Annotated in this window: 12 protein-coding genes and 1 tRNA gene; 10 read left to right on the top strand and 3 right to left on the bottom strand. The window is 29.8% G+C overall.

The features are described 5' to 3' along the window. Positions 1-4: 4 nt before the first annotated feature. Both rsfS and BO51_RS07500 read left to right on the top strand, forming a co-directional pair. Positions 5-349, top strand: a complete 345-nt coding sequence (gene rsfS, locus BO51_RS07505; RefSeq protein ID WP_496485456.1) for a ribosome silencing factor — start codon at positions 5-7, stop codon at positions 347-349. Between the two features lie 13 nt (positions 350-362). Further along, positions 363-743 (top strand): RidA family protein, encoded by a 381-nt coding sequence (locus BO51_RS07500; protein WP_496485454.1) that lies wholly within the window; start codon positions 363-365, stop codon positions 741-743. A 25-nt stretch (positions 744-768) separates the two neighbouring features. Here BO51_RS07500 and BO51_RS07495 read toward each other — a convergent pair whose 3' ends face one another. Then, positions 769-2,088, bottom strand: a complete 1,320-nt coding sequence (locus BO51_RS07495; RefSeq protein ID WP_496485453.1) for a D-alanyl-D-alanine carboxypeptidase family protein — start codon at positions 2,086-2,088, stop codon at positions 769-771. Between the two features lie 142 nt (positions 2,089-2,230). Between BO51_RS07495 and BO51_RS07490 the strand changes: the two genes are divergently transcribed. From BO51_RS07490 to BO51_RS07465, 6 genes are all read left to right on the top strand, one after another. Beyond that, positions 2,231-2,851 (top strand): helix-hairpin-helix domain-containing protein, encoded by a 621-nt coding sequence (locus BO51_RS07490; RefSeq protein ID WP_496485452.1) that lies wholly within the window; start codon positions 2,231-2,233, stop codon positions 2,849-2,851. Positions 2,852-2,862: 11 nt separating this feature from the next. Next, positions 2,863-3,897, top strand: a complete 1,035-nt coding sequence (gene selD, locus BO51_RS07485) for a selenide, water dikinase SelD (protein WP_496485450.1) — start codon at positions 2,863-2,865, stop codon at positions 3,895-3,897. Between the two features lie 16 nt (positions 3,898-3,913). Further along, positions 3,914-5,317 (top strand): L-seryl-tRNA(Sec) selenium transferase, encoded by a 1,404-nt coding sequence (gene selA, locus BO51_RS07480; protein WP_496485448.1) that lies wholly within the window; start codon positions 3,914-3,916, stop codon positions 5,315-5,317. Between the two features lie 12 nt (positions 5,318-5,329). Next, entirely contained in the window at positions 5,330-7,243 is a 1,914-nt protein-coding gene (selB, locus tag BO51_RS07475; RefSeq protein ID WP_496485447.1) for a selenocysteine-specific translation elongation factor, read from the top strand. Positions 7,244-7,257: 14 nt separating this feature from the next. Further along, entirely contained in the window at positions 7,258-7,965 is a 708-nt protein-coding gene (locus tag BO51_RS07470) for a winged helix-turn-helix domain-containing protein (protein ID WP_496485446.1), read from the top strand. A 27-nt stretch (positions 7,966-7,992) separates the two neighbouring features. Next, positions 7,993-8,089, top strand: a tRNA-Sec gene (locus tag BO51_RS07465). A 48-nt stretch (positions 8,090-8,137) separates the two neighbouring features. Here the strand turns inward: BO51_RS07465 and BO51_RS07460 are convergent. Further along, on the bottom strand, positions 8,138-9,349 hold the full coding sequence (locus BO51_RS07460; RefSeq protein ID WP_496485444.1) for an alanyl-tRNA editing protein: 1,212 nt from the start codon (positions 9,347-9,349) through the stop codon (positions 8,138-8,140). A 91-nt stretch (positions 9,350-9,440) separates the two neighbouring features. On the opposite strand from BO51_RS07460, the gene BO51_RS07455 reads away from it, so the two are divergent. Further along, positions 9,441-11,843, top strand: a complete 2,403-nt coding sequence (locus BO51_RS07455) for a DNA internalization-related competence protein ComEC/Rec2 (RefSeq protein ID WP_496485442.1) — start codon at positions 9,441-9,443, stop codon at positions 11,841-11,843. Next, positions 11,830-12,855 (top strand): DNA polymerase III subunit delta, encoded by a 1,026-nt coding sequence (holA, locus tag BO51_RS07450; protein WP_496485440.1) that lies wholly within the window; start codon positions 11,830-11,832, stop codon positions 12,853-12,855. The genes BO51_RS07455 and holA overlap by 14 nt, the downstream gene beginning before the upstream one ends. A gap of 27 nt (positions 12,856-12,882) precedes the next feature. Here the strand turns inward: holA and rpsT are convergent, their stop codons facing one another. Beyond that, entirely contained in the window at positions 12,883-13,146 is a 264-nt protein-coding gene (gene rpsT / locus BO51_RS07445) for a 30S ribosomal protein S20 (protein WP_496485438.1), read from the bottom strand. Positions 13,147-13,314 lie beyond the last annotated feature (168 nt).

Below are 13,314 nucleotides of genomic sequence, written 5' to 3'. Positions count from 1 at the left end.
AACAATGAATTTAACTAATGACAAATTAGAAATAATTAAGAAAGCAATAGAGGACAAAAAAGGTTTTGATATTGAAATACTTGACATAAAAAAAATCAGCTCTATAGCAGATTACTTTGTGATTGCAAGTGGTAATTCAACTACTCAAGTATTATCTATTGTCGATGAAATTGAATACAAGATGACATTGAATGGATATGAAACCATTGCAGGTAAAGAGGGATATTCGTCTGCAAAATGGATTATTCTTGACTATGATGATGTTGTAGTTCATATTTTCAAAAAAGAAGATAGAGAATACTACAATCTTGAAAGATTGTGGAAAGAATATGAAAATACACTAAAATAGGAGGTATTAGGTAATGGAAATAAACTACATTAATACAAAAAAAGCACCAGCAGCAATAGGGCCATATTCACAAGGGATTATAGCTGGAAATTTAGTTTTTACATCTGGACAATTGCCAATAGATCCATCTACTGGAGAGTTAGTTACTGATGATATCAAGCTTGCAACTAAGGTTTCATTAGAAAATGTTAAAGCAATACTTGAAGAAGCTGGTTCAAGCATTGAAAAAGTAATCAAAGTGACGGTATATGTGACAAACATGGATGATTTTTCCAAAATCAATGAAGTGTATGCTGAGTATTTCACAGAACATAAACCTGCTAGAAGCTTAGTAGAGGTTTCACAATTGCCAAAAAGTGGTTTGATAGAAATCGAAGCTATTGCAACTCTATAATAAAAGGGCTTATTTATAAGCCCTTTTATTTTGAACCATAACTCATATCGAGCATAGCTTTTCTTTTTTCTCTTTTCTTTTTTCTCTGGTGCTTTTTATGCAAGCTATTTATAATATAGAAGATAAAAACAAACCAATACCAGTTATAAATAACATTAGTAGGAAATTTTTTATATGGGCTAATATCTACTTTAGCAGAAGAAATAATATTAGCTTTCCCCAAAAGCTTTCCATCTAATAAATACTGAATTTCTCCAATAATTTGCCCTTGTGAAATGGGCGCTTTTAAATTTTCATTTAGAATAATTTTTCGTTCAATATTTTGAGCATCCAGCTTTGAAATAGGAAAGGCAATATCCTTATCTATAATTCCAGCTATATATGGAACAGAGCCATCCTTAATGGGTATATTATCAATAAATTGATCTTTATATCCAATCACTACATTGTCAAAATTATCAAAGCCGTAGTTTAATAACTCAATAGTATCTTGATATACCTCGTTTCCATTTGCTTTTAAAACCACTGCTAATAAATTCTGCCCATCTTTTTCTGCATATGAAACCAAGCAATTCTTTGCATGACTCGTATAACCAGTTTTTACTCCTAAAGCATAAGGATATTTAATTGGGATTAATTGCCCATCAATTTCAACTTTCTCTGAGCTAAACAATAGTTTATTTGTGAGTTTGAGGTATCTTGTTTCCGTTTTTACGTTAGTAGGAGGTATTTCGTATGTCACTTTAGTTACTATCTTTCTAAACTCTTCAAATTGCATAGAATATCTTCCAATAAGAGCGAGGTCATATGCAGAAGAGACATGACTATCGTCATGAAGGCCATTTGGATTTACAAAATTCGTATCCAAAGCTCCAAGCTCTTTTGCTTTCTCGTTCATCATCAAAACAAAATTATCAATACTTCCACCAACGTGTTTTGCAATAGCAAGAGCACAATCGTTCGCTGAAGCTATTAGCATTCCATTCAATAATTGTTCCAATGTCAATTTTTCGCCTAAATCAAGAGCGATATGACTTCCATACGTTAAATCTACAATCTCTTGATCAATAGTCACATAATCATTTAAATTGCCATTTTCTAAAGCAAGTATTGCTGTCATCATCTTTGTTGTACTTGCAGGGAATAATTTTTCGTGTATATTTTTTTGATATAGTATTCGGCCTGTATCATAATCAATAAGTATTGCAGCTTCTGCGCCGATATGTAAAGAATTTTCATCTTCTATTTTCGCACTTGATGGCATTGAAGAAGCTGACGCAAAATTAAATTGGCCAAATATTATAATGATTACTAATATACTACTTATAATTTTGATTTTTTTCAAATTACCACCACCATTTTTATGTTGTATATATTATATCAAAAAATTGATTGAAATTACATTTATTTATTAGATTATAATAACCATTTAATTATGTTCTCTTAAATAGTATAATAGAAATATAACCTTTAGGAGGGAAAACAATATGGATTATTTTAGCAAGAGAGAAAAAATACTCATTGGAATTATTGCTCTATTATTAGTTGTACTAATATTGTTTTTGAACCCAACAAGTGACAACAATGATGCATCTGAGTTGTTGATTACCAATGACACAGTTGATAAAAGTGAAGAAGAGGAAAATGCTGAATTGCCTACAGAAATTATGGTACATATAAGTGGGCAAGTTTATCAACCAGGGTTATATAAATTAAATTCTGGGGGTAGAGTAATAGATGCAGTAAACCTAGCTGGTGGTCTTACTAAAGATGCTGATTTTGATAGAATTAATTTAGCAAAGAAAATTTCTGACGAAGAAAAAATATACATACCTAAAGTTGGCGAAAATGTAGACTCGAATTTAGTTGAAGAAAATAGTGCCATTTCAGATATCAGCGGTAACACTGTGTCATCAGATAAAATAAATATAAATACTTGCACAAAACAAGAATTAATAGACTTACCAGGTATAGGAGATGTCTTAGCAGATAGAATAATTGAATATAGAAGAAAAACAAAATTTAGCACCATAGAAGACATAAAAAATGTTTCAGGCATAGGTGATGCTAAATTTAATGCTATAAAAGAACTTATAACTACAAATTAAGAGGTGAAACCATGGACAAAAGATTGACAAAACTAACCAAAAGTTCTGGGTGAGCGGCTAAAATCGGGCCCGATATATTAGCTCAGGTTCTGAGCAATTTACCTAAGAATTATGATGAAAGATTATTAGTTGGCATAGATACATCTGATGATGCGGCCGTATACAAAGTGAATGATGAATTAGCAATAATTCAAACTTTAGATTTCTTTACACCCGTTGTGGATGATCCATATATTTATGGACAAATTGCCGCAACTAATTCTTTAAGCGATGTTTATGCAATGGGCGGAGAACCTACATTGGCAATGAACATTGTATGTTTCCCAGATTGTTTAGACCCCAAAGTTCTCTCAGAGATATTAAGAGGAGGATACGACAAAGTAAAAGAAGCGGGTGCCTTATTAATAGGTGGACACAGTGTTTCGGATGATGAACCTAAATATGGATTATCTGTTACAGGATTTGTACACCCTGATAAAGTAAAATCAAACAGCAATGCAAAGGTAGGAGATTATTTAGTACTGACAAAACCATTGGGTGTAGGCATAATTAATACAGCAATAAAAGGTGAAATAGCCAGTGAAAGTGCTTATAAGAAATGTGTTGAGGTTATGACTAAATTGAACAAATATGCAAAAAATGCATGTGAAGGTATTGCTGGAATTAATAGCATAACAGATGTAACTGGATTTGGATTGTTAGGTCATGCACTTGAAATGGCAGAAGCTAGCAAAGTCAGCATTTTTATTAATAGTAACAGCATTTACTATATTGAAGAAGCTAGAGAATATGCTCAGATGGGTATAATTCCAGCTGGAGCGTATAATAATCAAAAGCATATTGGGGGAAAAGTAATATTTGAAAAAGAGGTTGACCAATATTTAAAAGATATTATGTACGATCCTCAAACATCTGGAGGACTATTAATATCAGTCAGTGCAATAGATCTTATTAAGCTGGAAAATAATTTAAAAGGTTTTAATATTGATTATAGAGTTGTAGGAGAAGTGAAAGAACAAGATGACCATGTATTACATGTGATTTAATGAAGGGAGTGTTTAAGTGAGTAATATAAAATACTATCAAATGATTCCAAAAGTGGATGAAATTCTAGCTGATGATAGAATTTCAGATCTTTTAAAAACAATACCAAGGAAAATCGTTCTTGAAGCTATAAATGAAGAAATTGATAGAATCAGATCACTAATACAAAGTAATGATGAAAACAAGATAATTAGTAGTTTAAATGAATTGATTTTAAATATAATCAATACTAGCATAGAGAAAAATAAATTTAGTTTAAAAAGAGTAATAAATGCGACAGGGGTAATTATTCACACTAATCTAGGCAGATCCCTAATTAATCCTGAGATAATTGACAACATAATGAAAATAAGCACAAACTACTCTAATTTGGAATTTGATATAGAAAGTGGCAAGAGAGGCTCAAGGTATTCGCATTTAGAAAAGATTATCTCTCAAGTAACAGGTGGAGAGGCAGCAATAGTAGTAAACAACAATGCTGCAGCAGTACTACTGGTATTGAGCACAGTAGCCAAAAATAAAAATGTCATTGTTTCAAGAGGAGAATTAATAGAAATAGGCGGCTCATTTAGAATCCCAGAGGTTATGGAACAGAGTGGAGCAATTTTAAAAGAGGTTGGCACCACCAACAAGACTCACTTTGAAGATTATTTAAATGCAATAGATGACGAAACCGCATGCATCATGAAAGTACACACTTCAAATTATAAGATACTCGGGTTTACAAGTGATGTGCCAATTTCTGAACTGAAAGAACTAAAAAGCGATAAAGTTTTGCTAATTGAAGACTTAGGTAGTGGAGTATTGATAGACTTGACTAAATATGGAATAAGTTATGAGCCAACTGTGTCAGACAGCATTAGAAACGGAGCTGATATCGTAACATTCAGTGGAGATAAATTATTGGGAGGACCACAAGCAGGTATAATTGTTGGGGAAAAAGAATTAATTGATAAGATGAAGAAGAACCCATTGACGAGAGCATTAAGAGTTGATAAATTCACTATATCTGCGTTAGAGGCAACGTTTAGGTATTATTTAGACGAAACTAAAGCCATATCTAATATTCCAACATTGAATATGATGGTAAAGAGCATAGAAAAAATAGAAGAACAAGTAAAAAGGGTAATCAATATTTTAAAACAAGAAATAAATTCTGAAGATATTAATTTTGATATAGTAGATGACTTTTCAGAAATTGGTGGTGGTTCTTTGCCATTAGAAAAGTTAAATACAAAATGCTTAGCAATAGAACTTCGCAAAGGAAATATAGTAGATTTTGAGAGAAATTTGAGAAATTATGAAATACCTATTATATCTAGAATATTTAAGAATAGGATATTATTTGATTTTAGAACAATAAGAGAAGATGAAGAAAATATAGTTATTAAAGCAATACTAAATGCTTATGAAAATATTTAAGGGGAGTAAAAAATGAACCATATCATTATTGGTACAGCTGGGCACATAGATCATGGTAAGACTACTTTAATAAAAGCACTAACAGGTAGAGAAACAGATAGATTGAAGGAAGAAAAGGAAAGAGGAATTTCTATAGAACTAGGATTTACTTACTTTGATTTGCCAAGTGGTCAGAGAGCTGGCATAATAGATGTTCCTGGGCATGAAAAATTTATTAGGAACATGTTAGCAGGTGTAATTGGAATAGACATAATACTATTTGTAGTAGCTGCTGATGAAGGTGTTATGCCACAAACCATCGAGCATTTAGCAATTTTAGATTTAATTGGCGTAAAAAATGGGTTTGTTGTCATAACTAAATCTGACTTAGTAGACGAAGATTGGTTAGAATTAGTTAAAGAAGAGATAAAAGAGAGTGTAAAGGGTACATTTCTTGAAAATTCAAAGATAATTCCTGTTTCTAGTACAAAAAGAATTGGGATAAATGAAGTCATTGAAGAAATTAATAGATTGTCTAATTTGATTGAGCCAAAAGACACTAATGATCTTCCGAGATTACCTATTGACAGAGTATTTACTATTCAAGGTTTTGGAACAGTTGTCACAGGGACCTTATTGAGTGGTGTGCTTAAAGTTGGAGATGAAGTTGAAGTATACCCAAAATCAATTATTACAAAGATAAGAAACTTGCAAGTGCACGATAAAGATGTAAAAGAAGCATATGCAGGTCAAAGAGTCGCTGTAAATTTAGCTAACGTAAAAAAAGACGAGATTAGTCGAGGAGACTGCATCGCTCCTAGAGATACAATGAAAGAAACTATGATGCTTGATGTTAAAGTGAAGTTATTAAAAAACTTAGAAAAACCAATAGAAAACAGAACAAGATTGAAACTCTATTTAGGCACTGATGAAATAATGTGTAGAATCGTTCTATTGGATAGAGACATATTAGAGCCTGGAGAAGAAGCATTTGCACAACTCAGATTAGAAGAAAAGACTGTTGCAAAAGCAAAAGATAGATTTATTTTGAGATTTTATTCTCCTATGTTTACAGTCGGAGGAGGAGAAATACTAGTAGCAAATCCTGGTAAAAGGAAAAGATATGATGAAGATATAATAGAAGAACTAGCTTTAAAAGAAGAAGGCACAATTCTTGATCATATTGAAAACATATTAATTAATGAGAAGAATATATTTTACAGTACAAAAGATATAGCAGTTGAGCTATCTCTATTAGAGACGAACATAGTAAATGAAGTTAAAAGATTAGAAGATGAGGGAAAAGTTGTTAACTTTGAAATAAACAAAGAAATATTTCCAGTACATGTAAATAAATTACAAGATTTGATAGATTCTATAAAAATAGAATTAGAAGATTTTCATAAAAAATACCCATTGAGATATGGAATACCAAAAGAAGAAATAAGGACTAAGTATTTAGGTAAAAATAAGCAAAAGTTAGGGGATATGATTATAGAGTATTTAATAAATAAAAGAGTAATAAAGCAATTTAAGGACTTACTAGCTCTCCCTGATTTTGAACCTAGTTTATCTGATTCGGACAATATTATCAAAGATAGTATCATCGATATTTTGGATAGAGAAGGTTTTAATTTAACAAAGATAGATGATATGCTCATTCTAGCGAATAAATATGACAAAAAGAAAATAGAAAACTTAGTTTTCTATATGATTAACACAGGTGATATAATAAAATTAGGAGATGATTATATAATAAGCTCCAGCAAATATGAAACAGCAAAGGAAATTTTGCGGGATTATTTAAAGGAAAATGAATTTATAACTGTCCCAATTTATAGAGACTTGTTGAAGACCAATAGAAAATTTGCTATAGCATTACTTGAGCATTTTGATCAAATCAAGTTAACTAAGAGAGATGATGATAAAAGATACTTAATAGAATAAATTGAGGTGTAAAAATGGGCGAGAGAATCTTAGTGCTAGATCCTGATATAAGCTTCACTAAAACATTAAAATATAGCTTTGAACAAGATAGTTTTCAAATAGATGTTTATTCTGACTGTGAGAACATAGTTGAATTAATAGAGAAGAAACACTATGATATTTTGGTAACTGAACTTCAACTTATGAAATCTAATGGCTTGACTATATGCCAGAGTGTTCGCAGTTTCTCCAACATACCAATTATCTTTATTTCTAGGATTGATGATGATATTAAAAAAATTTTGGCATTTGAATATGGTGCTGATGATTATCTAGTTAAGCCATTTAACATTCTAGAATTGAAAGCTCGCATAAAAGCTATACTCAGAAGAACATCTGACATAAAGTTTGAATATAACAATGATGTCATAGAAATATCTGACATAAAAATATATACTATTGGCAGGAAAATAACGAAATCTGGGCAAGAAATATCATTGACTGGTAAAGAATTCGATTTGATATACGTCTTGGCATCTAATCCTGGGAAGATATTCACACGTGAAGAACTCTTAGAGCGAGTCTGGGGGTATGCGTACTATGGTGATTTGAGGACTGTTGATGTACACATTAGAAGAATAAGGGAAAAGATTGAAGATAATCCCAAAGATTCTCAATATATAATGACTAAATGGGGAGTAGGTTATTATTTTAAAGAAAATAGTATTGCTAATTCCTTATAAATATTATATAATTGAATTTGTGTTGATGGGGGTAGATGGGTGCTGGTGTGCCCTCTGGTCTTCAAAACCAGCGCGAGGGGTTAGGAGCCTCTTGGGTGGGTTCGATTCCCACATACTCCCGCCATTGATTTCAAGCCACTTATGTGGCTTTTTTATTTACAAATGCATAATTTTATCCCTTTCTAGTCAACATGCTAACTATAATTGATATCGCATTATTAATAAAATCATTTCTAAATTCAGAATTTATATTTCCCTGGATAATGTCGTTATTGCCGCCGCCTTTTATCTCATACATTTTTGATAATTCTAAGAATACATTTTTCATGTCTATGCTAAATAATTTTGGTTTAGAAATAGTAAATAGCACACTGTTACTTGATTCTGAAGTGTAAACCTGAAAGATATCTTCATGATTATTTCTTATATAGTGTCTGATATTATCAATGTATATAGCGTCTTCATCATCGAAAGATTCAATAATGAATTTAAAATTATTTATTCTTTGTAATTTTGATATTAATTCAAAAGCTTTTAGTTCAACTATTTTATTTTTTAAGTTGACGTTCTTTTTTTGTAGTGACTTGTTTTGTTCTAATATTTCGCTTACTTTATTTACCAAATCATTTTCGTTAGTCGAGAGATTTTTTCTTATCGTATCAATTGTCGAATATACAGTTAAGTAATGATTTAAAGCTCTTTGACCTGAAATGAACTTGATTCTTATGATAGATTTTATTTTTTCATACCCTATTATTTTTACTATCCCAATTTCTCCTGTTGAAGAGACATGGGTACCCGCACATATTGAGTAATCCAGTCCTTCTATTTCGACAATTCTTATATTTTCATTTATAGTTATATTTTTCCTTATAGGAATAGCTTTCAAGTTATCTTTGTTAACTATATATGTGGATACTTTAAAATTTGATTGTATGATTTTATTTGCAAGGATTTCAGCTTTTTGAATTTCATTTTCGGTTATGTCTCTAGTTGACAGATCAATAGTACTATATTGATTTCCCATATGGAAGCTTTCTGTTTGCCAATTAAATATGTTAAAGAAAGCAGCCGAAAGTATGTGCTGAGAGGTATGCTGCTGCATATGATCAAATCTTCTATCAAAATCAATTGATAACTTTACATCTAATTTATCTACATTTCCGCTTAGAACATGAACTATGTCAGAGCCATCTTCATACACATCCTCGACTTCTATATCATTTATGTAACCATAGTCTCTCGGTTGGCCACCTGATAAATCTGGATAAAAAATTGTTTTGTCTAGCTTCAGATAACACTTTCCATCCTTAAGGTACTTTTCGGTTACATAGGCATCTATATTAGTTAAATAAGGATTTTCCCAATATATTCTCTTTGACATATAATATTCATCTCCTTTGTTTAATAATACCATAAATATACTTCTATGATATAATTATATTATACATTTGATAATTATTGAGGAGAATATAATGAAAAGGCCTTCTTTCTTATTGATAATTGGTCTTATAAGTGGAATATTGTTTTCATATTTTTTCGAATTAACTTTAATGATTACAGTATTTATCATTTTTATAGGATTATTAGTTCTTTATGTTGTTAAAGACAATCTAAGATATTTTTTTAGTTTATTTTTTGCATCATTACTAATTGGGCTTTTTATTTGCAATATTAACTTAATAAGCAGCTTAGATAGGTATAACAGTGACAATCATCAGTATATAGGTGTTATTGATAGCATTAAAACCGATGAGAAAAAAACTAAAATGAAAATCAAGCTAGTTTCGGTTGATAGTGATGTTTGCAATGAAAAAATATTGCTCACAACTGACAAAGATAAGAATTATGTTCTAGGCCAAAAACTTAAGTTTACGGGGATTATTAAACAGGCGAAAGAGAATACAAATCCAAATATGTTCAACTATAAAAAGTATCTTTTGGCTGAAAACATACACTATACTATTTATCAAGATAGTGCAAAAATTTACACATATGATGAAGCCATTTCAGCTTACTATAATTTAAGAACTAAATTTCAAAATTACGTAATATCAAATTTTGATAATTTGTCAAAAGATAGTCGCGACCTAATGGTTAGCACAATACTTGGAGACAGTAGTTATCTTGAAGATGAACAGTATGATACATATAAAGATATAGGGCTATTACATTTGTTAGCAGTATCTGGTTTACACATAAATCTAATAGCTTCGTTTATATCTATCTCACTAGCACATCTTGGAGTAAATAAAAAAATAAATGTTTTTATTTCAATTACTTTGATACTTATATATGGTTATTTAATTGGTTTTCCAGCATCCTGTGTCAGAGCTATTATAATGTTTTCACTCAGTCTACTTGCGGCATTATTCCATAAACCATATGATTCATTAAATTCATTGTATATTGCTGCTATTATAAGTTTACTATTAAATCCGTTTTGGATATTTAGTATTGGGTTTATATTATCATACACAGCTAGCTTCTCAATTGTTGTATTCTCAAATAGAATAAAAAAATATTTTTATCCCCTCAAAGGATTTATAATTGATAATCTGTCAATTATTTTAGCTGTTAATCTATGCCTTCTGCCAGTACAAATTTACTATTTTAACACTTTCAATTTTATATCAATATTGTCAAATTTAATCATTGTTCCGGTTGCAAGTCTGAATTTGATAATTGGATTTCTGTCTTTGATATTTAGCAAATTAACTTATTTTTTGAATATTACTATGAACTTTCAAAAAATATTAACTGATGTGTTTCTAAAATTTTCAGTTTTGGATTTTAATTTCAAGACACCTTCAATTTTAGATATGATGCTTTATTTTTTGATTCTTGTACTCATTTATAACAAAGGCATTGTATCGAATTTAAAAAAAGAAATAATAAAAGTTATTTTTTATTTTACAATTATATTTATTATTGTATATTCAATGGACATATACAAAGACATTGATGACATAGTGATTGATTTTATTGATGTAGGACAAGGAGATAGTGCATTGATTAGATATAGAGATAATAATATTTTGATAGATGCGGGAGGTTCGGCTTTTTCGGATTATGATGTTGGAGAAAATATAACGCTGCCTTATCTTATAAAATCCGGAGTGAGTAAGTTGGATGCTTTAATTATATCTCATTATCACGATGATCATTATAAAGGAAGCTTATCAATAATTGAGAATTTGCCAGTTGATAAAATAATATCAGCTAGATATCCAACAGATGATGAATTTTTACATGCTATTGCACAAAATAATATTTCAGTATATAAATTGAATGCTAATAATGATATTTATTTACGTGATAAATTAACTATAGATATTTTGTGGCCAACAAATAATGCTTTATTATATGATAATGAAAACAACAATTCACTAGTTTGCTTAGTAAATGCTAATGGCATTAAATTGCTTTTTACTGGTGATATAGAGAAAGAGGTTGAAAACAAACTGATGCATGAGAACAATGAAGATTTGGATATAGACATTTTAAAAGTAGCACATCATGGAAGCAATACTTCCTCTTTTCCTGAGCTAATAGATGAATTGTCGCCAAAAGTTAGTATAATCTCTGTTGGCAAAAATAATATGTATGGGCATCCTTCAGCACAAACACTACAAACACTTATGAATGCAAATAGTAGTATCTACAGAACTGATGAGATGGGACTTATAAGTGTTATAATAAAGAATGACAGATTTATGATAAAGCCATATCGAGGGCCATTTTATCGAGAAGATTTAATAAAATACTTAAACATTAGAAGAAATGATATTTTAGCATTCATCATTTTTATCTATGTTGCAAATGCACAGGTAAGAACTTATCTAAAAATGGAGGAAAAACTAAATGAATTACAATGAATTTATGCTATCAATTAAAAAAAATAGCTTTAAAGAAAAATATTTATTTACGGGTGAAGAAGTCTATTTAATGAATGAAGCGCTAAATGAACTCATTGATGCAAACATACCAAAGGGAACAGAAGGGATGAATCTATCTATAATAGACTTAAAAGACGCTAATATTGAAAATTTAAAAAACAGCATAGTAACCTTACCATTTTTAGCGCAGAGAAAAATAACCGTTGTATATAGCCCTGAAATATTGAGTGAAAATTACAATAATGAGATCAGTTTGGATTTATTAAGTGACTTAGGAAATCATCAAGTGCTCATATTAATTGATAACGATAAAAAAATCAAAGCTAATTCAAAATTATATAAAGCTTTTAAAAGTGATGAAATTGTACTATTTGATAAATTAAAAGGGAAAGATTTAGTGTCGTGGATCGAAGAAAAACTAAAAGCATATAATAAAAAAATAGATCTGAAAAATATTAGCTATTTTATTCAACAAAGTGGATATCTAAGCAAAAACTTAAAATTAAATCTCAATGATTTGGAAAATGAAATTCTTAAAATAGTTTCCTATTCTAACAAAGAGATAATTGACAAAGACACCATCGACAAATCTATGATAAAATTACTAGATAAAAATATATTTGACTTATTGACGTCAATTGGAGAACAAAATGTAGATAATTCATTAAAAATATTTTCGGAAATATATTTAATGGATGAACCAGTTATAAAGATAGTTTATATGATAAACAGACAATTCAGATTGCAGCTAGCATATAAGAGCTATAGAAAAGCTAATTATAGTGATGAAGATATTGCTGCTAAACTGAGGATAAAACCATATGAATACAATAAGATATCAGCTATTAGCAATAGGTATTCAATTGATAGATTGACAAAGTGCATTCAAGCTGTTATTGAAACTGAAAAAACCCTTAAGAGCAAGGCTGTAAATGAAAGATACGAACTGGAAAATTTAATTGTAAAGCTTGTAAAATCTAATTATAAATAAAGAACTTCGGATTCTCCGAAGTTTTTATTACATTGCTTGATTTAATTTTTTTGTAAGTCGACTTATTTTTCTAGAAGCTTGATTCATATGGATAACATTTTTATGAGCTGCTCTCTTTAATTTTTTATCTATAGTTTTTAGTAATGCTCTAGCTTCATCAATTTGATTTGCTTGTAAAGCAGACTCGAATTTTTTAATGTAAGTTTTTATTTCTGATTTTCTAGCTCTATTTAATGCAGTCTTTTTTTGAGTGACTAATATTCTCTTTTCAGCAGATTTTATATTTGCCATCGTTTCACCTCCTCGTAATCTAACAAAAATTATTTTATCATCATTATCACTTTATTGCAAGGAAAATTAACAATTTATAAATATTCTATGATAATGTCATATTAAATTTAATCTGATAAAATGTCAGTATGAGAGAGGAGATTTTTAATATGACCCAAAAGGAAATAA

The organism is Soehngenia saccharolytica DSM 12858, from assembly GCF_059568515.1.
The sequence above is the reverse complement of the archived record's forward strand: the minus strand, read 5'-3'. Positions and strand labels throughout refer to the sequence as shown.